Here is a 25773-nt window from a genome sequence, read left to right on the forward strand (position 1 = left end):
AGACAACAAGGATGGGTCTTGCCAAGCCTCCCAAAAATCGTGAGAGACTGACCCGTTCTGGAACTGGCACAGCAGCAGGAACCGGAACGACGATGCCCCGCCGGGAAGAGGACGAACTGTGAGCTGGTTTTACGAGGAGCATGGCGCCCGCAAGGGACCAGTAACCGCCGACGGCATGAAAGCCCTCGTCACGGAAGGGATCATCGGACATTCCACCCTGTGCTGGACTGAGAGTTTCGGTGGCGAGTGGCACCCTGCGGGAAGCTGCGTTTTCTGGCCGCCCCAGCCGGAGGGCGTTCCGCCGGCCCTTCCCACCAGCCTGATCTCGAACCGCTGGCTGTGGCTCAGCCTGATCGGCCCGTTTTTTGGCGGCATGGTGATTGGAATACTGGAAGGCTTCGGCCTTATTCCAGAATTCGCTAGCAATATCGGTTCCACGATCTTCCGTATCGGCATTTTCTACTGCGCGCTGATCATGGACCGTCGAAGCCTGCTCGCAGCGGGTTTCCGTCCTGGCACGATGCTATGGATCCTTCTGCCGCCGCTTTATTTCTGGCGGCGCATCCAGATTGTCGGACACGGAATGCTGCTTTTCTTCCTGTCGGTTCTGCTCTTCCTATGCGAATTTCTTCCGGCCCTGACCAATGTCTGGCACATTCTCCCCGATGGGGGACTGTCCAGCTATGTATCGCGGCGCTCCTACGACCTCTGAGCCGTCAGCAGTAGCGGCGGTAAAACGCTTCCACGCGGGCTGCCGCAGTGGCGATCCGGTAACGCGACATATCCCATAGGCAAGCTGAAGACCCTTCCAGCCGTCGCAGCCCCTTCATCAGGTCTTCCAGACTGTCCGGAGCAAAAAGACAGTCCGGCATATCGCACAGGATGTCCTTCAGACCGCCGACCGCCGAAGCACAGACCGGAAGCCCCGCCTCCATCGCTTCCAGCAGCACCAGACCGAACGCCTCGTGACGCGACGGCACAACAAACGCGTCAAACGCCGCCAGCAGATCAGGCATATCCGTACGATACCCGGCGAAAACAATATCACGCCGTCCTGCTGCTTCCGCTTCCAGCGCCCTACGTTCCGGACCATCTCCCACCAGAACCAGCCGGGTGCCGGAACACAGAGCAGCCTGTTTCCAGGCCCGGATCAGAAACCCGAAGTTTTTCTCCGGCACCATGCGCCCTGCAGCCCCGATCACGACTGCTTCCGGGGAAAGATTCCACTCCTGTCTCAGCTGTGTCCTGAGTTCAGCCCGCAGGAGGGGCGTGGACGAAGAAGGCAGTGTCCAGTTCGGAATGACCGCTGAAGCAGCACGTTGCCGTTCCGGCAGCCCTGCCTGCTGCCATGACGCCACACAAACAAGCCCGTCGTGAATACTGTAGCTGCGTCCGCGATAGTCTGTATGCAATGTGGCCAGAAGGGGAGCGCGCCCCGCCAGCCCCGCCCGTTTCAGCCAGCTTGCCCGGGCCGAGGCCCGCCCGAGATGGGTGTGGACGATATCATAGTGGCCGCTCCGCATCTCGCGCGCCAGTGTGCCCAGATATCCTGCGGCCCCTGCCCTGAGTATTCTTACACCCGGGCCGAGATAGCGGGTGATATCGCCACCCGTCCGAGGATCGGCGGTCCTGCGTTCAAGCAGGAGCGTGACGTCATGAATCTGCGCCTGAATGGCTGTAAGTTCCGCAACATGACGCTCCGTCCCCGCGAATTCGCAGGTCGACAGACAGTGCAGAATTCTCAGTTGGGACGTCACACGCTGCGTTCCTTCCCGACGACGTGACGGGCCATCAGGACCCGATCCGTCCCCCGGCACTCCATACACCTTCGATAACAGTCCCACGACGGCCCGCCATGCGCTGACGAGGCGGGTGCGGCTGACAGGCCACGAGATAAAGCCCCACGGAGAACAGGATCATGGAGATCGTGTTCAACTGATCGATCAGCCAGAAGGCGCCTGCCGGGGCGCCCATGTTCCGGAAGAACTGATAAGCCAGAAAACCAACGGAGAGCAGCCGCATCGCCCGCAGCATGGGGCGGAGCGGGTTGAGCATTCCGGGGCGCACCATCGGCGCGGAGCGGCGCATCCCAAGAAAGAAGGCCAGACTGACGCCCCAGATCAGGATGCCGTCAATCATCGTCCCGAGCGTGGCGCCGAACAACAGAACTGGCAGCAGGAGCGAAAGACCGTTCAGCATCAGCGCCCCAAGCTGACAACTCAGACCAAGATGCAAAGCCGTCAGGCGTTCGGGCAACCGGTCGGCCACGGACTGGAACAGATGATCGATCAGCCAGTCATCCATCCGGACAAGAGTTTGGGATAGGGTCATTGCGGGAAGTCTAGCCAGCCCTCCGCTGCTCTGCACATATTTTTTTCTTCATGAAACGCCGGATGTGCGTCCAGAGAGCAGCCGTGAGAGGCCGATGCTGGACAGCGGCCGTTACAGACGGTTTACTTGCGACGACATCACGTTTTCCACTGGAAAGTCTCCGCTTCATGTCCGCACTCTCCCGTCTGTCGCGCCCTTCCCTGCTGACCGCTTCCCTGCTGGCGGCCTCCATGCTGGCGCCGCCGGTGCTCGCGGAGGCCCACGCCGCCGCCACACCCGAAGCGGTCGCCAGCGCGGCTACAGCGACAGTGACACGGGCGACGCTCTCCAACGGTCTGCGGGTGATCGTGGTGCGTGATACGCTCGCTCCGGTCGTGCAGACCATGCTGAATTATGAGACCGGCTCGGTGAACGCGCCCAAGGGTTTTCCTGGCACCGCGCACGCCCTTGAACACATGATGTTCAACGGTTCGAAAACTCTTTCGCGCGACCAGCTCTCCACCATCAGCGCGCAGCTCGGCAACAATGACAACGCCGACACGACGTCGGACGTCACCCAATATTACTTCAAGGCCCCGGCCAGCGACCTGGACGTCCTTCTGCGGATCGAGGCCGGACGCATGCGCGGCCTGAACATCACGGAAGCCGAATGGGCCCATGAAAAGGGGGCGATCGAACAGGAGGTTTCCCGCGACCTGTCCAGCCCGATCTACCGCTATCTGTCACAGATCCGCGCAGCCCTCTATGCCGGAACGCCTTACGAGCAGGACGCTCTCGGCACCCGCCCGTCCTTCGACGCTACAACCGCCCCGCTACTGAAAAAATTCTATGACTCCTGGTATGCGCCCAACAACGCCGTTCTGGTGATCACCGGTGACGTAGACCCGCAGGATACGCTGAAGAAGGTCGAGGCTGCTTTCGGCAGCATTCCCGCCTCCACCCTCCCCGCACGCGGGATCGTTTCCCCGACCCCGGCCAAGGCACAGAGCATCGCACTCGATACCGATCTCCCGATTGGACTGGTGACGATGGCCTGGCGCATGCCGGGGCAACGTGATCCCGATTATGCCGCGACCACCCTGCTTGCCGATGCCATCAGCAGCCAGCGCGCCGCCCTTTTCGACCTCGTGCCGTCCGGCAAGGCGCTCGATACGGGTTTCATGTATGACCCCGACGCACAGGCCGGTCTGGGCGTGGTCTATGCGGGCTTTCCCAAGGGCAGCAATCCCGGCGCGGTGCGGGCCAGCGTCGCCGCCATCATGGAGAATTTCCGCACCCACGGCATTCCGGCCGACTTGATCGAAGCGGCCCGCCGCAAGGAAATCGCGGCGCTGGAATTCAACGCCAACAGCATTTCCGGCCTTGCCGAAACCTGGTCCCAGGCTATCGCCATCCAGCATCTGAACGACCCGCAGGATATGCTGGCCGCTTTCCGCAACGTCACGAAAGATCAGGTCGATGCACTGGCGAAGAAACTGCTCGACCCGGCCCACGCCATCAGCGCGACCCTGACGCCTAGCGCCTCCGGCAAGCCGGTGGGTGAAAAAGGTTTCGGTGGCGCAGAATCCTTCAACACACCGCCTTCCGGCAAAGTGGCCCTCCCGGACTGGGCGCAGCAGGCCCTCGCACGCCTGACGATCCCTGCCGCGGCGCCGCTTCCCGCCGCCTATACACTGTCCAATGGACTGCATCTTCTCGTCCAGCCCGAGCATGTGAGCCATACGATCGAACTGGTCGGCTCCATTCGGCAGAACGCGGATCTGGAACAGCCCGCCGGTCAGGAGGGTGTGGCCGATGTGACGCAGCAGATGTTCCTGTATGGCAGCAAAACGCATGACCGTCTGGCGCTTGCCCGCGCACTCGACGACCTGTCAGCAGATGAGGAAGCCGGTTCCTCCTTCTCACTGAGCACCCTGACGCCGAATTTCAGCAAAGGCCTCGCCCTGCTTGCGGATCATGAGCTGAACCCCGCTTTCCCGGAAAAAGCCTTCCGCGTCACCCAGATGCAGGCCGCGCAGGCACAGGCCGGCGAACTCCAGTCTCCGGGCTATCGTTTTGGCCGCGCGGCACGCAAAGCGCTCGTTCCCGCTCAGGATCCGACGCTGCGTGAAGCGACCCCTGCCACGATCGGAAAGCTGACCCTCGCCGACGTTCAGGCCTATTACGCCCACGCCTATCGTCCGGACCTGACCACCATCGTCATCGTCGGCGACATTACGCCAGAGGCCGCACGGGCCGAAGTTGAAAAAGCCTTTGGAGGCTGGAAGGCCACAGGACCAAAGCCCGTGGTCGATCTGCCTGAAATTCCCCTCAGCCGTGCCTCCCATGCCGTGGTCGCCGATCCCGGGCGCTCCCAGGACGAAGTCAAGCTGGTTGAGACCATGGGCATGAAAGTGACCGATCCGGACCGCCATGCGCTCGCCGTTGGCAACACCATTCTGGGAGATGGCTTTTCATCGCGCCTGATGCAGGATCTACGCGTCAAGACGGGGTATGTTTATGGCGCAGGAAGTGGTTTCAACTATTCCCGCACCCGGAGCGGCTTCGGCATCACCTTCGGCGCGGATCCGGACAAGGTCAGCAAGGCACGGGCTCTTGCGGTCAAGGATGTCGAGGACATGCGCAATACACCTGTCTCACAGGAAAGCCTTGATCTTGCCAAGGCGTCCCTGCTGCGGAGCCAGCCGATGTCGCGCGCAAGCTTCACCGCTCTGGCCGGCAGCTACCTGTCCCTGATTGCTTTGGACCTGCCGCTCGACAGCCCGGCAAAAGCTGCCCAGGCTATTTATGACATGACCCCTCAGCAGGTTCAGACCGCTTTCCACAAATGGGTCCGTCCGGCAGATCTTGCCCAGGTCGTAATGGGCCCGCAGCCGAACTGACAGGGCGCCAACCACCTCCAGCAAAAAAGGCCGCGGATTGCTCCGCGGCCTTTTTTCGTCTGTTTTCCCTAACCGGATCAGGGGCTCGCCCAACAGAAGCGAATCGGCTTTTCAGCCGATCAGCCCCTCGTCCTTCAGAACGCGCAACGCATACTGGATACGATGCTTGTACAGATGTTCGGACTGCGTCCGGGCCTGTGCCTTGCGCGCCATCGTGACGCGCAGATCATTGTTCTCAAGATAGGTACCGACCAGCCGTTCGAAATCCACACGGTTGGAGAACACCGGGATCTCGTCTGCGGAATAGTAGCGACGGATCTCGTGCGTATCCTCATGGAAAACCTGAAACGCCCCTGCCAGCGCGGCTTCGAACGTCCGGGGTCCCGGCGTGGACGGCGCGATGATGAAACGCTTGTTCTCGAAGCTCAGCGAACGGCCAAGGTTCAGCACCAGCTTGGAACGGCGATAGAGTTCCACAAGCTGGGACTTCTCGATCCGGGCATCGGAGAACCCGATGCCCAGTTCACCCCAGCCCGGTCCCACGATCTTGATGTTCAGGTCCCGCAGGACCGGGAGAAGATTGCGAACGATGTCCTTGCGGTTGGTGAACGCCACACCGCAGAACAGAACGTCGATCGTCTTTTCCGAGTTCGCATCAATTTCGCCGTAATGCAGCTTCGGGCTGGCTGCCAGCGGCAGATGAAAGACGCGCTCACGCTGGTAGAAATTGTGCCCCCAGCGGTCGCAGGAGAAAATCACGTCGAAATCGTCAGCAATGCGGTAGTTCGCATCCTGCTCATAGGGATCTTCCGTCGCCCAGAAGACCGTCACGGCACCGATCTTCTTCGCTTCACGGCAGACCTCACCGAAATATGTGCTTTCCGGCAGATAGGAACCAATGGCGAAAACGATCGTCGGCTTCAGGATCCTGATGGAACTGGCAGCGGCCGAAATATGAACCGCCGTGACATTATCCTCACCGAAACAGTCCGCCCAGCCATCCATAATGGATTCACGGATCTGCGCATTGGCCTGGCTTTCGTACCTACCTCCGCTGCAGACAAGAACCCGGCCGGTCAGGCTGGCATTTTTGCTCCGGTCTTTTGCCGGCTTCACGGCCGTTTCATTCACTGCGTCCATAACGTTCCTGTTCTCCCCAACCCTTCTTGACCGTTTTTTACCGGTCATGTCATGCAATGCAGGTCTTGATGATATCCGAAAGTTGCTGCCGGAACCGGACCGGAGAGCAATCACGTTCGATCGCACCGAGCGCCCCCTGCCGCAGATTTTCCCACAGTTCCCTGTCCTGATAAAGCCGCTCCACCGCATTCGCGAACGCCACAGGGTCGTTCGCGGGTGCAGCGAGCACCTCCATACCGTCCGCCCAACCCACTTCTTCGCGAAGGAGCGTCGTTACCACCTGCGGCAGACCATAGGAGGCGGCTTCATGAACCTTGAAAGGAATTCCCCCCGCAAAGCGGGTCGGCGCCACGAAGACCCGATGCCGGTCGAACAGTTCCCGCGGATCTCCGACTGGCCCCATGATCTCGACCCGGCTGTTTCCGGAAAAAACAGTCATGTCCACATCGGGGCCGACATAGCCCGCAATCGTGAAATGAATTTCCGGCGGCAGCATCTGGTCCAGTAGCGGGAGTACGTCCTCCACGAACCAGATCAGACTGTCATGATTGGGAGAGCCTTCATCATGGATCGCGCCGAAAAAGAGAATGTTGTGACGCGCCTCAAACGGAGCCGGGGTCGGCTGTGAGAAGAGCTCGTGTCCCAGCACGGAGACATGATCATAACCCGCACGGCGCACAAGATCCGCATCATGAGCGGTCACCGCAACGATACGCTGGCAGAATCTGGCACAGTCCAGTTCCTGATGAAGCATGTCGTCCAGACTGATATCGGCTTCCGGCAACCCAAGAACCCTGATGCGCTCCAGTGTCCGGGGAGTCGCGATCACCTCGGTATCCAGAACCGGCCCCGCTGCTGGCAGGTAGCGATTCGACTCATTCAAGAGTGGCAGCAGACGCGCCATGTTATGCGTCCGGCCGATCCACAGAAGATCGTAGTAGCCGACGCGTTCCTGTAGAAAGTCAGCAAAGTCAGACAGATCCTGATCGACGATCAGCTCGACCGTTTCAGGAAAATCTCCAAACAGGTCAATCGCGGTCTGGTCACGGCGCATGATCGGAAAAACCGTGACCTGATATCCCAGCGCCGTCATTTCACGGATGATGTCGTTGGAGCGGACATATCCCGACCCCAGACGACGCAGCGGGAGACGATCCTCAATGAAAAGGATCCTCTTGCGCTGACTGATCCGGTGTTCCCGTCCCAGAACGGCGTTCCGGATATGGGCAGGCTGTTGGTAACGCAGGAAATCCTGCTGGAGCCGCGCAAAGGTCTTGAGATTGCCCTGAATCAGGGCATGCGAACCGGCAGCCCCCGAACTGCCGAACTCCAGATGCTCAATCGCCACACCGGGATCATAGACGATCCGCATTCCGGCCCGAATGATGCGCACGCACAGATCCGCATCTTCGAAATAGGCCGGCATGTAACGGGTATCGTATCCCCCGAGACGCCGCAGCAGGGCCGTTCTGACCATAAGGAAAGCAGCGGAACAGTAATCGACGTCCCGGACAAAATTCGCTGTTGTCAGATTGGGGTCATCTTCCCGCAGATACCCGTAGGTCGCTCCATCGCGCCAGATGATCGAACCCGCTTCCTGAAGATGCATGTTGGTCCGGATGAGCTTGCCGCCCACGGCCCCGATCCCCGCATCAGAGCGCAGACGTGCGAGAGCATGGACAATGGCATCCGGATACAGGCGCACATCGTTGTTCAGATACAGGACAAAAGGCGCTTCCGCCTTTTCAAGAGCAAGATTGCACCCCTGCAGATAACCGATGTTATGCCGATATCGCAGGATCGTGGCGCCACGGACCATGCGCCCGATGTGACGCGTCTGGTCGTGGGAGCCCGAGTCCACCAGAACAAGCTGGATGGCACCGGCGTAATTGGCCCGCAGGGACGCCAGCGCCTGCGCTGTCAGAGCGATCCGGTCATAAACGACCATCAGAACACTGACTTCTGGAATGCCGTGGACCGTAAAATCCAGGGGATGCCGGACCAGCGACGGCAGAATGGCCTCGGCTTCACGCTCGAAAAGAATCCGGGAGTGTTCTTCCGGCAGTTCGGAAACTGAAGCAAGAGCAGCCATCCGTCCTTCGCCCAGCCCCGTCCGGCCCGCGACCAGATGCGCAAAAGCGCTGTCATACAAGCGATTGCGGACGTCGTTACGGACCTGTGTCTGCGCCAGATGCGCTGCCAGATCGACCCCTTCCTGGGGGATACGGCCTTCCTGCGCACCATAGCGCACGAAATGATCGTACCCGTTTCGGAAATAGCCATTCTCCAGAGACGGCACCATGTCGGGACTGGACTGGGCGTAATATTGCTCGGAGAAAAATTCCTGCGGATCGAAGAGCCTCGGCGTCTCGTTCGTCAGGTAGTGATGCAGGGCGCTCGAATACTGACCTGCGGCGATCTCCTGCCTGACTTCCGGATACCGCGTCAGATACCAGACCGGATCGAAATACCATGATACGCGCCCCGCATCGGCGACATGCGCCGGCAGGCCGAGCCACGAGCTGAACAGGCCGATCCGGCTGTCAAAATGGTCGGGAAATGTCAGGGACAGTTCGCGGCAGAGTTCCTCATCAAAAAAGTGATGCCCGCGATAGTAATGGCTTTCCCCGGTTTCAAGGTAGTGATCGTAGCCATTACGAAAACCGTTTTCGTTGAAGAAACGCTGGGTCAGCTCGGGGTAGCGGCGGCGATAGCCGGGTTCGTCGAACAGCCAGTGCGGCGAATGGGTTTTGTACCCCGTCGCCATGTAATGTTCGAACCCCGACGCCCAGTCCTCGCGGATCAGGCCCTGACGCACATCCTTATGGGCGTCCCGATACCACATTTCATCAAAGTAGCGGTTGGGAGAATGTCCGTAGCGCTGGCCCGTCTGCAGGTAGAACGCATACGGGTCTTCCTGCCCTTCCTCCCGCATCCAGTCCCGCACCTCGGGGTACCGCAACAGATACCACTGGGTATCGAAGCGGGACCACCGAGGCTCGCGGTTTTCCCTCACAGGCCTTGAAACACCATCGGACATCAGGGCAAACCTCCCGCCTGCGGGTCAGGAAACGACTTTTTCCGCAAGCAGGCGCTCTGCCCGTTCGATGTTCCGGGATTGGACCTCCGCATGCTCCACGGACAGGACTGCGCCGTTGTCGAACGTCACGGAAATATCCGTCATCCGCGACCCGAAAACATCTCCCACCACGTTGACGAGAACGAAGCGGTAGACGCCATCCAGCGGCCGCGCATAGCCTTCAAGCGGCATGAACTGACCGCTGAACCCCACACACAGAGGTGCATCGCGATGCACTGTGCCGACATCCATGCGTGAGACGCGCTCCATCGCAAAGAAGACGATGTCATCACGGCTTTCCGAAACCAGGCCACCATAAATCTGTCCCGCACGGGACAAGTTCCGGAAGAACATCCAGCCACGAACCGACAGAGCCCCGTCCGGCTGCAGTTCGGATGGGGGATCACCAATCAGGCCACTAAAGCCATCAATGTAGTAATCGAGGCTTCCGGCCGTATAGGGATGCATCTGATGCTTACCGATCCCGGACAGCTTGATACCGCGCATCAGACCATCACTGTGGGACACGCGCCGGAAATCGGAGAGGACGGTATCGTTGGACGGTGCAGAGCGGATGATCTTGTGAATCTTACCGCCTTCGACCTCGATCTGCATAGGCGTGAGCTGGAACGCGCCCTGACCGTTGATCACGTTGATCAGGCCGATCCGGAAACGCCCTTCACACCATTTACCGCGCAGAGCAACCTTGCCGGAGAAACCGGCACGACGAGGTGCATTGCCGAAAAGCTCCGCAATATCCGCACGGATCTCACGCTGGCATTCAAGGAAGATCATGGCGCTGTCAGCATCGTCGCCCAGCAACACCGCAAACATCTGCCCCGCGGAGCTGATGCCCGGAAGGATCATCCAGCCGCGAATATGGAATTCCGGCGCGCCCAGGAACGGCTCTTCCTCGATATCGGAAAAGACATGATGGCAGATGTCGTCAATGTAGCATTCCGCGCCTTGAACCGAGAACCAGTCGGTAACGGGAACCGGCATTTCGACAGACAGGTCGCGAGCGGTCGGCGGATCGAAAATATGACGCGGCGGAGCCTGATGGCGCCAGGACGCATGCGGAAGCAAATGGACCTGCCCGGCGTCAAGGCGGAGTTCCGACACGCCCATTTCCCGGCGGGGCGCCATATGGTGATAGAGGCTGAGCAGTTCGTCAGCGTAATCCCGGGCATGCGTCCAGAGCGCCGGCGTGATGTTCTGCATGATGGTACGGCGGAGCGGTTCGGAGGAGCGCAGCAGTTCCAGACGCTCAAGCACCATGCTCGGACGGCTGATGGGTACCTTGAAGCCGTTGACGCCGTCCTCAACGCGATCCCCCAGTGCTCCCACATCGGTCACGATGGGGATCAGTCCGTTCTGCCAGGCTTCTGACAGGGAGATGCAGTAGGTCTCGGGCCAGATGGAAAGGTTGAGTGCAACATCTGCGACCTTCAGCGCCTCGATATCACCCATATCGTAACGGCCATAGATCTTGACATTCGGACGCGGGGTGGCGGTCAGAACGGCTTCATATTCCGGATGCACATATCCAAAAATATGAAAGACGAAATGATCCGGGTGGGCGATATCGATCAGGTTCAGAATCGTATCGGCGCCTTTGGTCCGCAGGAAGTTCCCGACAATGGCGACGCCCAGCGGACGGTCCCCCAGCGGCTCGTAAGGCTTCATCAGAACCGGGACAGTGTTGTCCGGGCTCGGGATCCCCATCACCAGACTGCGCTTGGTATCGAGAACCGGATAGATCTCGTGCGTCAGATCCCGCGAATGGACCGTGCCAAACAGGATGGCATCAACGGAATGCAGCATCTTGGCCACGAAGGCGCGTCGGGTCTGCTCGCCGCCGTGATCAACGTTTTCCGACGCCTTGAGCGTGATGTCGGCAGCGAGAACGGAGCGCACCTCGTCTTCGACGTAACGGAGTTCATGGTTGAGCAGGTTGTAGCGGGCCGAGAGCAGCCAGAAATCATGGGCTGAGAAAATGACGCCCGCACCATTAGCCTTCGCAATGATGGGCAGGGACAGCGCATGATGACCCAGATGCTGGAAATGAACGATGTCGATATTGTACTGGCTGATAACGCTCGAAAACGACATTTCCTCGGGCGAATCGCACAGAGCATCCTGCCAACCCACTTCCGGCACGTCGAAACGTTCAAGCTCCTGCCCGTTGGCCGTCGTGAGGCGGCAGAAATTGCCGCGACGCAGCCAGTAGAAATATTCCACATCCCGCGACAGAAGTGTGCACAGACCCTGCTGGTAGACTTCCACGCCACCCCATGCCTGTTCATGGATAGTGGAGTGCGTGCACATCAGAACCCGCAGTCGCCGACGGCGGCGCAGCGGAGCAGGCGGCTCGGCGTGACGTCCGAAATCTGCACCCGTAATGTCACGCATCTTCTGGAGCCTGTGCTCATAGAGATGCTGGGACAGGACAGACTTCTGAGCAGCCAGTGCCGCGGTGCGACGCGCCCCCTTCTGCTGGAGAAGCTTAGCGATGGCGTCCACGACCTGATTGGCGTCACGCGCAAGGGCAATGCCATTTACGGTCTCGAAATGCTCGGCCCCCATGCTTTCCGGCGCCTCCACGACCTGTGCCGCACCCGCGAGTGCCAGTTCGAAAAAGCGCGGTCCCGGTGCGGTCGCCTGACTGACATCTCCATGACTGGCATAGTCGCGGAACATCGTCAGGGTGACGGCGCTGACATTCGCAAAATCGATGAAGGCTTCGTGGCTGATCGGGCGCTGGATGGCTAACGCAGCCAGATCTGCCGGAAGGGGCGGCAAGAACTCATTTGTGGGGCAAACAAGCTTCAGCCGGGCATCGGGAAATGCAGCGATGACCTTGCGCAGGGTATGGACCCGATTCGGCCACATCGTTCCAGCGAAGAAAATATCATATTCCAGCTCGGCGGCAGGAAGAACGCTGCGCTCATGAATCGACGGACTGGCGGCGAGCGGGAGATAATGCCCCTTGCCGTGATAGTGCTCGGCGCAAGAGGGATCGTTGGTGAAGACGTAGTCGAAGAGTTCAGCATTCTCGACGTTGAAATCCCGCATGAACGGATCTTCGAACGTCCAGAGAACCATGGTCTTGAAGGCAGGGCGCACGCGACGAATCAGCGGCAGGTTGATTCTCTGGGCGTCCAGGCAGATCAGAACGTCATGCTCGCCAGCGGCTGCGATGCCTGCCAGGCTCATGTTGTCAGCGACAACGACCTGCTCCTTGCCGAAGAGCGTCTGAGCCGCCCTCTGGACGGCTAGCGTCAGATAGGAATTGGGATTGTGGGTATAATTCGTATTGTAAATGACCGCCATCAATCTCCTGGGCGCGGACGCCCACTCCCATTTCTAACTGGACCGCCGTTTTCTTCCCGGGACATGCATCCTGTCGATGACATTAATATCCCGCATATTTTGTAGCTGATGACTTGAAATATCAAAAGCCCATCGTGAAAGATTAACGTCAAACAAAAAAAGGGTCGCCGAAGCGACCCTTTTCATATCTAGCCGAAGGAGCTTCCGTTCCCTCCGCCCACCGAAGCAAAAGCTCAGGCGTCCGTGTTACGACGGCGGATGGCGGCACCAAGGATATCGCCCAGGGACGCACCCGAGTCAGAAGACCCGTACTCGTTGATCGCAGCCTTGTCTTCCTCGACCTCGCGGCCACGGATCGTCAGGGCCAGCTTGCGCGATGCGCGGTCAACGGAGACGACCTTGGCATCAACCTTCTCACCAACAGCGAAACGCTCCGGACGCTGCTCGGCCTTGTCGCGGGCCAGCTCGGCGCGACGGATGAAGCCGGTCAGGACGTCGTCCACCTTCACTTCGATGCCGTTGCTCTGGACAGCGGTCACGACGCAGGTAACGACAGCGCCCTTCTGAACGCGGGACAGCGTGTCAGCTGCCGGATCTTCCTGAAGCTGCTTGATGCCCAGGGAGATGCGCTCCTTCTCGGGATCCACATCGAGAACCTTGGCCTTGACGACCTGGCCCTTCTCGTAGTGCGCCATGGCTGCTTCGCCCGGCTCGTCCCAGGACAGGTCGGACATGTGAACCATGCCGTCGATGTCTGCGGAAAGACCAACGAACAGACCGAATTCGGTGATGTTGCGGATCTCGCCTTCGATGATCGAACCGACCTTGTGCTCTTCCTCGAACTGCTCCCACGGGTTGCGCTGAACCTGCTTGAGACCGAGGGAGATGCGGCGCTTGGAGCTGTCCACATCCAGAACCATGACGTCGACTTCCTGCGAAGTAGCGACGATCTTGCCCGGATGGACGTTCTTCTTCGTCCAGGACATCTCGGAAACGTGTACCAGACCTTCGACGCCCGGCTCCAGCTCCACGAATGCACCGTAGTCGGTGATGTTCGTGACGCGGCCCGTGAAGCGTGCACCAGCCGGATACTTGATGGCGACGTTTTCCCACGGATCAGCTTCAAGCTGCTTCATGCCGAGGGAGATACGCTGCGTGTCCGGGTTGAAGCGGATGACCTGCACGCGAACCGGCTGACCGATCTGCAGGGCTTCGGACGGGTGGTTGATGCGCTTCCAGGCGATGTCAGTGACATGCAGGAGGCCGTCAACGCCGCCAAGGTCAACGAACGCACCGTAATCGGTGATGTTCTTGACGACGCCGTCGAGGATCATGCCTTCCTTCAGGCCCTGAATCAGCTCGGAACGCTGTTCCGCACGGGTCTCTTCGAGAACGGCACGACGCGAAACAACGATGTTGCCACGGGCGCGGTCCATCTTCAGGATCTGGAACGGCTGCGGCTGGCCCATCAGGGGTCCGACGTCACGAACCGGACGGATGTCGACCTGGCTGCCCGGAAGGAACGCCATGGCGCCGCCGAGATCAACCGTGAAGCCGCCCTTGACGCGACCATAGATCGTGCCGTTGACGCGCTGGTTGTTGGCGAATGCACGCTCCAGAGCGGTCCATGCCTCTTCGCGGCGAGCCTTCTCGCGCGACAGGACGATGGAGCCGTCACGGTCTTCGTAACGCTCGACATAAAGCTCGACAACGTCGCCCGGCTTCACATCCGGGGCAACGCCGACGGGGCCGAATTCCTTAAGGGAAACGCGGCCTTCGCTCTTGAGGCCAACATCGACGATGGCAAATTCATCGGTCAGGCGGACGACGCGGCCCGTGACGACGGAGCCGTCAAAGCCGGTGTCGCGGCCCAGGGTCTCGTCGAGGAGAGCTGCAAAATCTTCGTGAGCGCGCTCGGTCGTGGGGGTCTGAGTGGCTGAAGCCATGTAGATACGATATTCCCGGATGCCCGTTCCGCAGGCGGAGCAGATATCCACGTCTGCGCCAGATTCATGAAGAATCCGACGTCTCCCCGCTGCCGATGAACGGTCAGATCGGGTTATTGGCTGTTCGATCCGCCTGCCAGACGCGGGACGGACCATCCCCCTCCCCTTCGGGGCGGGCGATACGGTGCACCAACACCGTGCGGGGGCGCGATGTCAATAAAAAAAGCCGTTTTTCAGGCGCTCCGGCGGCAGTTCAGCCTCGCGGCCGACGCAGGGCCACGATTTCGCACGCCTTATCAAGGACCTCAGCGGCGGACAGGCTGTCCGTCTCGATCAGGACCGCATCCGCCGCCTGAACCAAAGGCGCCGTTTCGCGCGTTGAGTCACGTTCGTCCCGCGCCACGATTTCCGCGACCGCAGCCTCCAGAGCCTTACCGTCTAGCGGAGTCCCGTCCGTCACCTGATGGTGGCGACGCAAAGCGCGGGTGCGCGGAGAGGCCGTGATGAAGAACTTCACATCGGCGTCCGGAAAAACGACGGTTCCGATATCGCGTCCGTCCACGACCGCGCCGGTTTCGGACGCGAAGACCCGCTGACGTTCCAGAAGCGCGGCCCTCACCGCGGGCTGCGCCGCCACGAGAGAAGCACCACGATCAATCTCGGGAACACGCAGATCCGTGCGGGCCAGGTCTTCCTGTTGCAGGGCCTGCGCTTCGCTGGAGGCATCGCCAGCCGGGTCCAGCCCGGCATTCACCACTCGGCGGGCGACAGCACGATACAGCAGGCCGGTATCGAGATAGGGAAGGCCCAGTTTCGCGGCCAGGGCTTTGGCAAGGGTGCCTTTCCCTGCCGCCGCAGGCCCGTCAACGGCGATGACGAGTGGGCGAGCCGTCACGCCGTCAGCCCCGCACCCAAAGCGTTCATCAGGTCCACGAAACCGGGGAAGCTGGTTTCGATGAAGGCCGTGTCGTCCACCTTCACGGGCTTTGCAGCTGCCAGACCCAGCACCACGGCGCTCATGGCAAGACGGTGATCCATATGGGTTTCGACCGTTCCGCCGCCGAGGGGCGCATGAGAGCCTTTCACGATGAGATCATCTCCGATCACTTCGGTCTCCGCGCCGTTCACGTTCAGCAGGGCGACAGTGGACGCCAGACGGTCACTTTCCTTCACGCGCAGCTCCTCCAGCCCCCGAAGACGGGACGAGCCCTCCGCGAAAGCGCAGGCCACAGCGAGGACCGGGTATTCGTCGATCATGGACGGCGCACGCTCCGGCGGAACCTCCACCGCTTTGAGCTGGCTGTGACGGACGTGCAGATCCCCAACAGGCTCGCCCCCTTCCACGCGCTCGTTTTCGATAGAGAGCGAGGCCCCCATTTCGATCAGCGTCGTGAACAGCCCCGTCCTCAGCGGATTGAGGCCCACGCCTTCGATCCAGATATCCGACCCCGGCACCAGCAGGGCGGCAACAATCGGGAAAGCCGCCGATGACGGATCGCCCGGAACGATAACATCGCGGGCCGTCAGCCTGACCGGCCCCGTCAGGGTGATCCTGCGTCCTCCGGCCTCGAAACGCGACACGTCCACATCGACGCCAAAATGACGCAGCATGTTTTCAGTATGATCGCGGGTTGCGACGGGTTCTTCCACGATCGTAGTGCCCTGCGCATTCAGGCCGGCCAGCAGAATGGCGGACTTGACCTGCGCGGAGGCCACCGGCAGGCGGTATTCGATTGGTCGCGCCTCGCCTGTTCCCCGAATCGCCATGGGAAGGCGACCGCCCTCACGCGTCAGAAACTCCGAGCCGTTGGCAGCCAGAGGGGTCGTCACGCGCCGCATGGGGCGCGAACGCAGGGACGCGTCCCCCGTCATGACACTGTTGAAGGCGTGCGATGACAGGATCCCGGACAGCAGACGGGCGGCCGTGCCGGAATTGCCCATGTCCAGTACGTCTGCGGGTTCATTCAGGGCTCCTACGCCGCGGCCATCGATGATCCACTCGGCACCGTCCCGAGTAATGATCGCGCCAAGCGCGCGCATGGCGTCAGCCGTCCGCAGCACATCTTCGCCCTCAAGCAGGCCACTGACATGCGTGCGGCCGGAAGCGAGGGCGGCGAGCATCAGTGAGCGATGACTGATGGATTTGTCACCCGGAACACGGGTGCGGCCGGAAAGTCCCTTGGGGGACGCGGAGACGGTCAGGGGGCGCGAGACTTGCATGATGATGTTCTTGCTGGGGTGTCCCGCACCTGTCAATCACCTCGTGAATCATGCCACATCGGCGCAGTCATGCGCCAAAAAACCGTCAGGAATCATGCTGCAGGATTTGACAGGGCGCGCACAAGCTGGCATGGCCGCGTTCCTTATTCGAGGCATCAGCAGGTTCCCGCACAATGGCAAAACCCGAACTTGGTCTGAAACGGACATGCGTTGAGTGCAACGCCCGCTTCTATGACCTGAACCACGTCCCTGCGGTGTGCCCGAAATGCGGCACAACGCAGCCGGATGATTCCCGTCTCAAGCGCAGCGAACTTCCCCTGCCGGAAGAGAAGGATCCGAAGCCCCAGGCCAACGAGCATGAGGACGACGTGGATCTGGAAGTCGCCGATGACGAGGACGACGATGATGTGATCGCTCCGGACGACGATCTGGACGATGACGACGATCTCAGCAACGACATCGAAGTTCCGAACGACAAGGATGACCGCGACGACAACTAAGGTTGTCCTCAGAGTCTTCCACGCTGTCATTCTGGCAGCACTGATGGGCGGCTGCACTGATCCGGAAGGCGTTTTCGCTCCGGACAGCGCAGCCGTTCGCGCGTTCAGGGCCCGGCTCGACAGCCAGCCCAGCGCCACGGCCGTACTTCAGGCCGCCTGTGCGCTCCCGATCCGGGTCCAGCATCTCGGCGTGGACCGGCCGGTCACGGAAGACATCCTGACGCTTTTGCGCGTGACTGAAACCCATCAGGTTATGACACGTCACGTCCGCCTGCTCTGCGGCGATACAGTCCTGTCCGACGCCTGGAACTGGTATGTACCCGAGCGGCTGTCTCCCGCCATGAATACCCTGCTGGAGCAGACCGACACGCCTTTCGGGCGCGTGGTCCAGCAGACAGCCTTCAGACGGCAGAGACTCGAAACACTCTTTCCGGGACGGCATTCGGGAATCGTGTTGCAGAACCGTGCTCTTCTGCTGCGTGGGGCCGATGACGCACCGATTTCCCTCGTCGTGGAAGATTATCTTCCCGCGGCCCTGCGTCCCTAAGACTTCAGGATGCGGGCGACCAGTTCAGATGCTGCCCGCTGTCGAGCGCCAGCATCTGTCCTGTTACGGAAGGAAGCGCGAACAAGGCCAGCACGGCATGAGCAATTTCTTCCGGAGAAGAGCCGTGCCGTAGAGGGGTGCGGGCGCACATCTCGTCGAAATGCTCCTGCGTCTGACGTGCGGCTGGCAGAACCGGGCCGGGACCGATGGCGTTGACCCGGACTCTTGGCGCCAGAGCAAGCGCCATGGTCTGCGTCAGGGTCCACAGCCCCGTGCGGGACACGGTATAGCTGACGAAATGCGGCGTCAGGTTCCATACCCGCTGATCCAGCATGTTCAGGATCAGCCCTTCTGCTCCTTCAGGGAGCGCCTGCGCCATGGCCTGCGACAGGACAAAAGGCGCCCGAAGGTTGCTCTCCAGATGCAGGTCCCAGCTTTCACGGGTCACACTGCCCATCTCGTCGCGAACGAAAGCAGAGGCATTGTTGATGAGGATGCCCACCGGACCGAGCGCGGCTTGCGCACGGGGCAGAAGCGCTTCGACCTCGTCCTCGCGCTGCAAATCCGCCTGAAGGACGCATCCTCTGCCCCCGATCCGGGCCAGCAGCGCTTCGGCATCGCTGCTGCTATCACGGCAATGAATGGCGACGGCGAATCCCTGCTCCGCAAGCATGCCCACGAGCGCCGCGCCGATGCGCCGGGCACCGCCCGTCACCAGAGCGACACGGGGAACATGCGGCGAAATCCGGAACGGCATCATGCTTGAAGAGTCCCTTCTCAAAGAGACCGACGGGCTGTCAGCGCGGCGGCGAGCGTACCGTCATCCAGCACGTCCAGCGCGCCTCCCATCGGCACACCATGGCCGACACGCGTGACGGTCACCCCGGTCGACAACAGGCGCTCCTGAAGCCAGTGCGCCGTGGTCGCACCTTCAACCGTGGCGCTCAGGGCAAGAATAACTTCCCTCACCCCGCCTTCTTCGATCCGTTCGAACAGGGGACGAACGTTCAGATCATCCGGGCCAAGACCCGCCAGCGCGGACAGCGTTCCGCCCAGAACCTGATAGACACCCCGATGAACACCTGCGCGCTCCAGCGCCCAGAGATCCCCCACGGTCTCGACCACGCAGACCAAGCCCCGGTCCCGTCCTGAATCGGTACAGATATGACACGGATCTACGGTATCCAGATTACCACACAGGCTACAGGTTTTCACACTCGTCGCCGCACGCTCCATGAGATGGGCGAGCGGCAGCATCCGGCTTTCGGGCTGGCGCAGAAGTGCGAGCGCGGCCCGACGGGCGGAGCGCGGTCCCAGCCCTGGAAGACGGGCGAGCATGGTAATCAACTGATCGATGTCGCCGTGACCCATCATGGGCGGGATATCTCCGTCAATCGGGTCAAAGACGCTGCGTCAGAAAGACCGGATCAGAACGGCAGCTTCAGACCGGCCGGCAGATCGAGACCACCCGTGACGTCCCGCATGGCTTCGGCGCTTGCGGCTTCGGCCTTCGTCTTCGCATCCGTATAGGCGGCGACGATCAGGTCCTGAAGCGTTTCGATATCGCTCGGATCGGCAAGCTGGGGGTCGATTTTCAGATCGCGCATTTCGCCCTTCCCCGTCAGCCTGACCGTCACAAGACCAGCACCCGCCGCCCCTTCGACGACCAGCGACGCCAGACTGCTCTGGGCCGCTTCCATCTTGGCCTGCATCTGGCTGGCCTGCTTCATCAATCCGGCAAGGTTCTTCATTGTATCGTCCTGTTCAGTTCAGATCATCTTCATCAAGGAAATCGGCATCCAGTGGCGCGAATTCCAGATCGGGCGGTTCATCATCGGTCAGCGGCACCGTGATTTCCGGCGGCAAACCATATTCATCAAGGGAGTGATCCTGCACTTCGCCGATTTTCGCGCCCGGAAAGGTTCTCAGAATGGCCTGTACCAGCGGATGCTGCTCCACAGAGGCCTGATTGATCGCCACGACCTCGGCGCCCTGTTCGTCAAGCGTCGGCTCGCCCGCAGCGGTCGAGGCACTGACGCGCCACTGGCCGGGATAGACACGATCCAGAAGTTTCTGGAGCTGACGTTCAATCCGCGCCTGCGGTTCTTCGGCCCGGATCTGCACATCTGGCGGCGAGAACCGCACAAGATGAACGGCATTGCGCAACAGACCATGCAGCACCGGCTCGCGTTCACGCGCCACCATCGCCACCATCTCGCGCCATGTGCGCGGTGCGGGTTCGGGCTGCGGTTCAGGTTCGGGTAACGGCTCGGCGTAACCAATGCCCGGCTCGATGATTTCGCCGCCGTTGGCAACCAGCCGGACATGCGCGCGCGGTGACGGACCACCGGATGTCTCACTAACACTGGCGCCTGCCAGACCCGCCGAAGACAGGCCGTCGGCGGAGGAGCGTGTCGTGGGAGAAAAGCCTTCTCCCGCGGACGGGGATCCGGTTGACCGGGATACCGGCAGAGAGAGATCCTGCCCGCCTTCCGTCAGCTCACGAATCAGCCTGTCCGGCGTCGGCAGCAGGCTGGCGTGACACAGACGGATCAGCAGCATCTCCGCCGCCTGACGGCGATCAGGCGCTGTCTCGACCTCCTGCACACCTTTGAGCAGGATCTGCCAGGCCCGCCCCAGAACCGTATTGGATAGCCGATCCGCCAGCGCCATGCCCCGCGTACGTTCGGCTTCCGGCAGGTCCCGGCTCTCCCTGAGCGAAGGAATAGCCTTGAGGCGCGAAATCAGATGCAGCAGATCCAGCAGGTCCACCAGAAGGACACCCAGATCGGCACCCCTCGCATAGGCCTGATCGGTGAGGTCCAGCGCATCGGCGACCCTCCCCGCCATGAGAGCATCCAGCAGATCGAAAACCAGCCCCCGATCCGCCAGACCGAGCATGTCGGCCACGGCATTGGCATCGCTGGCCCCCTGCGCGATCGCCTGATCGAGCAGCGACAGCCCGTCACGCACCGAGCCGTCAGCCGCACGGGCGATCAGGGCCAGCGCGTCTTCCGAAAGGGTCGCCCCTTCCTTCAGCGCGATATTGTGGAAATGCCCCGCCAGAAGGGACTGCGGGACACGACGCAGATCGAATCGCTGACAACGCGACAGGACCGTGACCGGCACCTTGCGCAGTTCTGTCGTCGCGAAAATGAACGTGACCTGCGGTGGCGGCTCTTCGAGGGTTTTGAGCAGCGCATTGAAGGCGTTGCGCGACAGCATGTGGACTTCATCGATGATGAAGACTTTCATCCGCGCCTGCATCGGACGAAAACGCGTTGCCTCGATGATTTCGCGCACGTCATCCACACCGGTGCGGGAGGCAGCATCCATTTCCAGGACGTCTGGATGACGGTCCGCCAGGATGGCCGTGCAGTTGGCGCAGACGCCGCACGGATCCGCGGTTGGACCACCCGTGCCGTCCGGACCAATGCAGTTCAGGGCACGCGCAATGATGCGGGCCGTCGTCGTTTTGCCGACGCCACGCACGCCGGTCAGCATGAAGGCATGCGCCACACGCTCAAGCTCGAAAGCCCGGCGCAGAATCCGGACCAGCGAGTCCTGCCCGATCAGATCATCGAAAGTCTGCGGACGATATTTGCGGGCGAGAACGCGATAGGGCGTCGCTTCGGCAACCGGAGTCGTGGCGATTTCCTCTGCTGGCGCGTCTCCGAAAAAGCCGCCGCCACTTTCGGGCGGCAGGGGGAGATCATCGTTTTCATCAGTCATGGAAATGTCGGACCCTCGACACGGAGGACGGGACCGCATGGGAGCGGTCGGGACGCTGCACAAAAGGCGCATCCAGTAACTGTGTGAGGTAGGAGGCCGGACATTCAACCCGGATAAAACTCACTGCGGCTGCTTCCTTCCGGACCTGACCGGGTTGGCAAGGTATCCGTCCAAAGCCGACCTCCCGGCGCTCTCCTAACACGGAGATGGGGGTGTCTGACAACCCCCAATCATCAGGCTGCGCCCTCATGCTCACGCCTTACTCTCCGACAGCCGCACCGCCCATGTGGCGCGGGTCGGCCGCACCGTAGATCAGACCAGTCTTCGCGGCGGACAGGCTCGGATGATCGGCAAGAATACCTTCGGCCACACCCCAGGGACGATGGGGCGACAGCGCATAGCCTTCGGCACGAAGGGTCTGCATGGTCTGGTCGGTCAGGGCACCCGGCTCGATCTCGACCGCGGACGGCTCCCACTGCTCGTGGATCCGCGGCAGATCCACGGCCTGGCGGATATCCAGACCGTAATCGAGAACACCCAGAATAACGGACAGGGTAATCGTTGGAATCCGTGAACCGCCGGGGCTTCCGATCACCATCACCGTCTTGCCGTCACGCGAAACAATGGACGGCGACATCGAGGAGAGGGGCGTTTTGCCCGGTGCGATGGCATTGGCTTCCGAACCGACAATCCCGAACATGTTAGGGGCGCCCGGCTTGGACGAGAAATCATCCATCTCGTCATTCATCCAGATGCCGGTATGCCCACCCATCACACCTGCACCGAACCAGCCATTGAGCGTGTAGGTCGCGGACACCGCCATGCCGTTGTGATCGAGAACGGAGAACTGCGTCGTCTCATGTTTTTCCTGCGTATCCGGAGCGGCCTGTTCAACGGGTACTGGAAGGGGCTCCCCTGCCCGCAGCGTGCTGGACGAGAGGGCGCGATCCGTCGGAATCCCCTGCCGAATCTGAGAGGCATAGGCCGGATCGATCAGGTGTTCGACGGGATTATGGACGAAATCCGGATCGCCGAGATCGCGTCGGTCGGAATAGGCATGCCGCATTGCCTCGACCTCCCGCTGAACCGCGGGCGCGGTATGCAGGCCGAGCGCATGCATATCGTAGCCGGACAGAATGTTCAGGATTTCACACAGCGCAACACCCCCACCGCTCGGCGGCGGGGCAGTGTCGATCGTGTAGCCGCGATAGGTACAGCGGATCGGTTCGAGATGACGAACATGATACGCCCTGAAATCGGAAAGCTGGAGAATTCCGCCTCCTTCCGTGCTAGCCCGCACGATTTCCTGCGCGATCGGACCTTCATAAAAGGCTTTCGGGCCGTCTTTTGCGATCAGCGCAAGAGACGCCGCAAGATTTTTCTGGATCAGGCGGTCTCCAGCCTGAAGCGGAGTGCCGTCAGGACGCAGATAGAAGCTTCGGGCATAGGAGTCGCTCTGGAAATAACGGGTCGACGTGTGCAGGAGGTCTGCGTCGCCCTCGTTCAGCACAAAACCGTCGCGGGCAAGCGCAATGGCGGGCGCCATGACCTTTGCGCGCGACAGTTTCCCCCATTTCTGAAGAATGGAGTCCAGACCTGCAACCGTGCCTGGAATGGCAACTGCCTTCCAGCCCTCAGTTGACAGTCCTGGAATGACCTTGCCGGAAGCATCCTGATACATGGCGGCGGTCGCGGCACCGGGCGCGTGCTCCCGGAAGTCGATGAAGACCGTCTGACCAGTTGCAAGCCGCAGGGTCATGAACCCGCCACCCCCAATATTGCCGGCTGCGGGATAGACCACCGCCAGCGCATATCCGACGGCCACTGCAGCATCGACGGCATTACCACCCTGCGCGAGGATCTTTGCTCCCGCATCGGAGGCCAGATGCTGGGCGGAAACCACCATGCCATGCCGACCTGATGCCAGAATGCCAGCGCTGACATGGTCCGGACCGAACGCCAGCGGATCATGTGCGGAACTGAGAGTTTCCGTCGCCGCCCTCGCCAGAGGCGTGCTATCCAGCGTCGTGGAACCGAGGACGAGGGCGGCGAAAAGAAGCGGGAACGCTCTCATGCGCTCTCTCCATAAGGGGGTTTGGTATAACCTTTGGGGGACAGGGTAAAAATCTCGCACCCATCTGCCGTTACACCGATCTGGTGCTCGAACTGGGCGGACAGAGTGCGGTCGCGGGTAACGGCCGTCCAGCCGTCATCAAGAATTTTCACGTCGGGGCGACCGATATTAAGCATGGGCTCGATCGTGAAAACCATGCCTTCCACGAGCTTCACACCCTCTCCCGGGCGTCCGTAATGCAGGACATTCGGTTCTGCATGAAAATCGCGACCAATCCCGTGACCACAAAAGTCCCGCACAATGGAGAAGCGGTTGGCTTCCGCGTATTCCTGAATGGCATGACCGATATCGCCTAGCGTGTTGCCGGGCCGGACCTGAGCGATGCCTCGCATCAGGGACTCATAGGTAACATCGACCAGCTTCTCGGCCTTTTTGGGGGCCTTGCCCACAATATACATGCGCGAACTATCGCCGTACCAGCCATCCAGAATGGACGTTACGTCGATATTGACGATGTCTCCGTTGGCGAGTTTTTTGCTCCCGGGAATGCCGTGGCAGACGACATGATTGATCGAGATGCAGCAAGATTTGGGATAACCGCGATAATTCAGCGGTGCGGGCGTTGCACCGTGAGAGATCGTGAAATCATGAATGAGACGATTAAGCTCTTCCGTGGTGACACCTGGCTGCACATGGGGCGTGATCATATCCAGCGTCTCTGCCGTCAAACGGCCGACGCGATGCAGATGTCTGAAATCGTCCTGATCGTAAAGAACGATACCCCGTGCGTTGTCCATACCTGCTGCCCGATCCTTCAATCTTCATTAAAGCCCGGACAAAATGCGTCTGTCCGGGCCGGATCGCAAGGCAGCAGGTCAGATTTATCAGTTCTAGCTGTGACGGGAGCGCTTTCTGTGAGCGACGACATGCCGGGCGCTAACCATGCGGACGGCGGCTCCATGACGGGTAATTCTACCATAACGTCGCGGTGATGACGGCGCGTCTGCAACTTCCATCGGCCGGGAAGCGGCGAGCATGATCCCGTGACGGAAATGACCGCGGCGACGGGCAGACGCCATGAGCACACCCGAAGGTCCTGCCGGATGAAGAAGCGGCTGAGGTGCAACACCTTCATCCGCGAACCCTTTATCGAGCAGCGCCACCATTTCCATGGAACGACGCGCGTTGCTGGAAGACCCCATGACCACACCGATCAACCGGACATTCCCGCGCTGAGCGGACGTAATGAGGTTATGTCCGGCGAGATCCGTATATCCGGTCTTGAGACCGTCCGCACCCGCGTAGATCTTCAGCATCGGATCGTGGTTTGGCACGATGCGCCGGTGAAAAGCGAAGGATGGAACATTGAAATAGTGATAATACTGAGGGAAATCAGCAATCAGATGCTGTGAAAGCAGGGCAAGATCATGAGCGGTCGTGACCTGATCCGGATCGGGCAGACCCGATGCGTTGCGAAAGGTTGTATTTGCCATTCCAAGCGCACGGGCCTGCTGAGTCATGAGCTGTGCGAAGCGGACTTCGTCACCGCCGCCCAGAAACTCGCCCAATGCACATGCAGCATCATTCGCGGATTTCGTAACAAGCCCCAGAATTCCCTGCTCGACCGTAAGCCGCGTTCCCGGGACCAATCCAAGCTTCGACGGCGCCTGAATGGAGGCATGAATGGACACCGGGACCTGCTCATCCAGCGTAATCTGATGCGCTTCGAGGGCACGGAACGTCAGATAGAGCGTCATAAGTTTGGTGAGGGAGGCCGGATAGCGCTGCAAATCAGCATCTGCTTGGGAGAGGACCGCGCCGGTTCGGGCATCCATCACATAACTCGAGACATGCCCCGCATACTGTGCCCGGGCCGACCCCAGTCCCATGACTGTCCCCATGGCTGTCATGGCGCAGAACAGAAAAGCTTTCTGAAACGGGAAACGCATGTGTCTGACAGCCTCTGAACGGAACGTCGTCGCGGAAAGG

General features: G+C 60.8%; 19 protein-coding genes and 1 other RNA gene. 4 read left to right on the forward strand and 16 right to left on the reverse strand.

The features are described 5' to 3' along the window. Window positions 1-118 precede the first annotated feature (118 nt). Window positions 119-712 carry a DUF4339 domain-containing protein gene (locus GKA01_RS02345; RefSeq protein WP_146858844.1) on the forward strand — a complete coding sequence of 198 codons (594 nt, stop codon included), beginning with the start codon at window positions 119-121 and terminating at the stop codon, window positions 710-712. Window positions 713-716: 4 nt separating this feature from the next. Here GKA01_RS02345 and GKA01_RS02350 read toward each other — a convergent pair whose 3' ends face one another. Both GKA01_RS02350 and GKA01_RS02355 read right to left on the reverse strand, forming a co-directional pair. Continuing rightward, the gene (locus tag GKA01_RS02350) at window positions 717-1757 is read right to left on the reverse strand and encodes a glycosyltransferase family 4 protein (RefSeq protein ID WP_194265824.1); all 1041 of its coding nucleotides are present in this window, start codon (window positions 1755-1757) and stop codon (window positions 717-719) included. 34 nt (window positions 1758-1791) lie between these two features. After that, window positions 1792-2331 (reverse strand): hypothetical protein, encoded by a 540-nt coding sequence (locus GKA01_RS02355; RefSeq protein WP_146858846.1) that lies wholly within the window; start codon window positions 2329-2331, stop codon window positions 1792-1794. Window positions 2332-2498: 167 nt separating this feature from the next. Between GKA01_RS02355 and GKA01_RS02360 the strand changes: the two genes are divergently transcribed. Further along, window positions 2499-5213: a M16 family metallopeptidase gene (locus GKA01_RS02360; protein ID WP_146858848.1), complete on the forward strand. Its 2715-nt coding sequence runs from the start codon at window positions 2499-2501 to the stop codon at window positions 5211-5213. Between the two features lie 111 nt (window positions 5214-5324). Here GKA01_RS02360 and GKA01_RS02365 read toward each other — a convergent pair whose 3' ends face one another. The 6 genes from GKA01_RS02365 to aroA form a co-directional block, all read right to left on the reverse strand. Then, on the reverse strand, window positions 5325-6353 hold the full coding sequence (locus tag GKA01_RS02365; protein WP_146858851.1) for a CgeB family protein: 1029 nt from the start codon (window positions 6351-6353) through the stop codon (window positions 5325-5327). A 49-nt stretch (window positions 6354-6402) separates the two neighbouring features. Further along, window positions 6403-9393 (reverse strand): glycosyltransferase, encoded by a 2991-nt coding sequence (locus GKA01_RS02370; protein ID WP_146858852.1) that lies wholly within the window; start codon window positions 9391-9393, stop codon window positions 6403-6405. Between the two features lie 24 nt (window positions 9394-9417). Then, on the reverse strand, window positions 9418-12765 hold the full coding sequence (locus tag GKA01_RS02375) for a glycosyltransferase family protein (RefSeq protein ID WP_146858854.1): 3348 nt from the start codon (window positions 12763-12765) through the stop codon (window positions 9418-9420). Window positions 12766-12998: 233 nt separating this feature from the next. Continuing rightward, a complete protein-coding gene (gene rpsA / locus GKA01_RS02380) occupies window positions 12999-14711 on the reverse strand; it encodes a 30S ribosomal protein S1 (RefSeq protein WP_146858857.1) in 1713 nt (570 codons plus the stop codon). Window positions 14712-14964: 253 nt separating this feature from the next. Then, the gene (gene cmk, locus GKA01_RS02385; RefSeq protein WP_146858859.1) at window positions 14965-15606 is read right to left on the reverse strand and encodes a (d)CMP kinase; all 642 of its coding nucleotides are present in this window, start codon (window positions 15604-15606) and stop codon (window positions 14965-14967) included. Next, the gene (gene aroA / locus GKA01_RS02390; protein ID WP_146858861.1) at window positions 15603-16931 is read right to left on the reverse strand and encodes a 3-phosphoshikimate 1-carboxyvinyltransferase; all 1329 of its coding nucleotides are present in this window, start codon (window positions 16929-16931) and stop codon (window positions 15603-15605) included. Before aroA ends, cmk begins: the two co-directional genes overlap by 4 nt. A gap of 173 nt (window positions 16932-17104) precedes the next feature. Here aroA and GKA01_RS02395 point away from each other — a divergent pair, with 173 nt between their 5' ends. Both GKA01_RS02395 and GKA01_RS02400 read left to right on the forward strand, forming a co-directional pair. After that, window positions 17105-17431: a TIGR02300 family protein gene (locus GKA01_RS02395; protein ID WP_146858863.1), complete on the forward strand. Its 327-nt coding sequence runs from the start codon at window positions 17105-17107 to the stop codon at window positions 17429-17431. After that, window positions 17412-17978 (forward strand): chorismate--pyruvate lyase family protein, encoded by a 567-nt coding sequence (locus tag GKA01_RS02400; RefSeq protein WP_228119847.1) that lies wholly within the window; start codon window positions 17412-17414, stop codon window positions 17976-17978. The genes GKA01_RS02395 and GKA01_RS02400 overlap by 20 nt, the downstream gene beginning before the upstream one ends. A 4-nt stretch (window positions 17979-17982) precedes the next feature. Here GKA01_RS02400 and GKA01_RS02405 read toward each other — a convergent pair whose 3' ends face one another. The 8 genes from GKA01_RS02405 to GKA01_RS02440 all read right to left on the reverse strand — a co-directional run bounded on the left by GKA01_RS02405 (window position 17983) and on the right by GKA01_RS02440 (window position 25733). Beyond that, window positions 17983-18738 carry an SDR family oxidoreductase gene (locus GKA01_RS02405; RefSeq protein WP_371859241.1) on the reverse strand — a complete coding sequence of 252 codons (756 nt, stop codon included), beginning with the start codon at window positions 18736-18738 and terminating at the stop codon, window positions 17983-17985. Between the two features lie 17 nt (window positions 18739-18755). Beyond that, window positions 18756-19352, reverse strand: coding sequence for a recombination mediator RecR (gene recR / locus GKA01_RS02410; RefSeq protein ID WP_146858865.1), 597 nt, complete (start codon window positions 19350-19352; stop codon window positions 18756-18758). Window positions 19353-19405: 53 nt separating this feature from the next. Then, on the reverse strand, window positions 19406-19729 hold the full coding sequence (locus GKA01_RS02415; protein WP_146858867.1) for a YbaB/EbfC family nucleoid-associated protein: 324 nt from the start codon (window positions 19727-19729) through the stop codon (window positions 19406-19408). A 13-nt stretch (window positions 19730-19742) separates the two neighbouring features. Beyond that, window positions 19743-21710, reverse strand: a complete 1968-nt coding sequence (locus GKA01_RS02420; RefSeq protein WP_146858869.1) for a DNA polymerase III subunit gamma/tau — start codon at window positions 21708-21710, stop codon at window positions 19743-19745. An 88-nt stretch (window positions 21711-21798) separates the two neighbouring features. Further along, window positions 21799-21895: signal recognition particle sRNA small type (gene ffs / locus GKA01_RS02425), an RNA gene on the reverse strand. Window positions 21896-21969: 74 nt separating this feature from the next. Next, entirely contained in the window at window positions 21970-23784 is a 1815-nt protein-coding gene (ggt, locus tag GKA01_RS02430) for a gamma-glutamyltransferase (protein ID WP_146858871.1), read from the reverse strand. After that, a complete protein-coding gene (map, locus tag GKA01_RS02435) occupies window positions 23781-24581 on the reverse strand; it encodes a type I methionyl aminopeptidase (protein WP_146858873.1) in 801 nt (266 codons plus the stop codon). Before map ends, ggt begins: the two co-directional genes overlap by 4 nt. Before the next feature lie 93 nt (window positions 24582-24674). After that, entirely contained in the window at window positions 24675-25733 is a 1059-nt protein-coding gene (locus GKA01_RS02440; RefSeq protein WP_146858875.1) for a D-alanyl-D-alanine carboxypeptidase family protein, read from the reverse strand. Window positions 25734-25773 lie beyond the last annotated feature (40 nt).

It is taken from the genome of Gluconobacter kanchanaburiensis NBRC 103587, from assembly GCF_007988905.1.
GTDB classification, from domain to species: Bacteria; Pseudomonadota; Alphaproteobacteria; order Acetobacterales; family Acetobacteraceae; genus Gluconobacter; species Gluconobacter kanchanaburiensis.

What these genes read in the sequence shown, in the direction of transcription:
- GKA01_RS02355 (WP_146858846.1), bottom strand. Translation starts at nt 2,331, where the DNA reads ATGACCCTATCCCAAACTCTTGTCCGGATGGATGACTGGCTGATCGAT.
- GKA01_RS02360 (WP_146858848.1), top strand. Translation starts at nt 2,499, where the DNA reads ATGTCCGCACTCTCCCGTCTGTCGCGCCCTTCCCTGCTGACCGCTTCC.
- GKA01_RS02365 (WP_146858851.1), bottom strand. Translation starts at nt 6,353, where the DNA reads ATGGACGCAGTGAATGAAACGGCCGTGAAGCCGGCAAAAGACCGGAGC.
- GKA01_RS02370 (WP_146858852.1), bottom strand. Translation starts at nt 9,393, where the DNA reads ATGTCCGATGGTGTTTCAAGGCCTGTGAGGGAAAACCGCGAGCCTCGG.
- GKA01_RS02375 (WP_146858854.1), bottom strand. Translation starts at nt 12,765, where the DNA reads ATGGCGGTCATTTACAATACGAATTATACCCACAATCCCAATTCCTAT.
- rpsA (WP_146858857.1), bottom strand. Translation starts at nt 14,711, where the DNA reads ATGGCTTCAGCCACTCAGACCCCCACGACCGAGCGCGCTCACGAAGAT.
- aroA (WP_146858861.1), bottom strand. Translation starts at nt 16,931, where the DNA reads ATGCAAGTCTCGCGCCCCCTGACCGTCTCCGCGTCCCCCAAGGGACTT.
- GKA01_RS02395 (WP_146858863.1), top strand. Translation starts at nt 17,105, where the DNA reads ATGGCAAAACCCGAACTTGGTCTGAAACGGACATGCGTTGAGTGCAAC.
- GKA01_RS02400 (WP_228119847.1), top strand. Translation starts at nt 17,412, where the DNA reads ATGACCGCGACGACAACTAAGGTTGTCCTCAGAGTCTTCCACGCTGTC.
- GKA01_RS02405 (WP_371859241.1), bottom strand. Translation starts at nt 18,738, where the DNA reads ATGATGCCGTTCCGGATTTCGCCGCATGTTCCCCGTGTCGCTCTGGTG.
- recR (WP_146858865.1), bottom strand. Translation starts at nt 19,352, where the DNA reads ATGATGGGTCACGGCGACATCGATCAGTTGATTACCATGCTCGCCCGT.
- GKA01_RS02415 (WP_146858867.1), bottom strand. Translation starts at nt 19,729, where the DNA reads ATGAAGAACCTTGCCGGATTGATGAAGCAGGCCAGCCAGATGCAGGCC.
- GKA01_RS02420 (WP_146858869.1), bottom strand. Translation starts at nt 21,710, where the DNA reads ATGACTGATGAAAACGATGATCTCCCCCTGCCGCCCGAAAGTGGCGGC.
- ggt (WP_146858871.1), bottom strand. Translation starts at nt 23,784, where the DNA reads ATGAGAGCGTTCCCGCTTCTTTTCGCCGCCCTCGTCCTCGGTTCCACG.
- map (WP_146858873.1), bottom strand. Translation starts at nt 24,581, where the DNA reads ATGGACAACGCACGGGGTATCGTTCTTTACGATCAGGACGATTTCAGA.
- GKA01_RS02440 (WP_146858875.1), bottom strand. Translation starts at nt 25,733, where the DNA reads ATGCGTTTCCCGTTTCAGAAAGCTTTTCTGTTCTGCGCCATGACAGCC.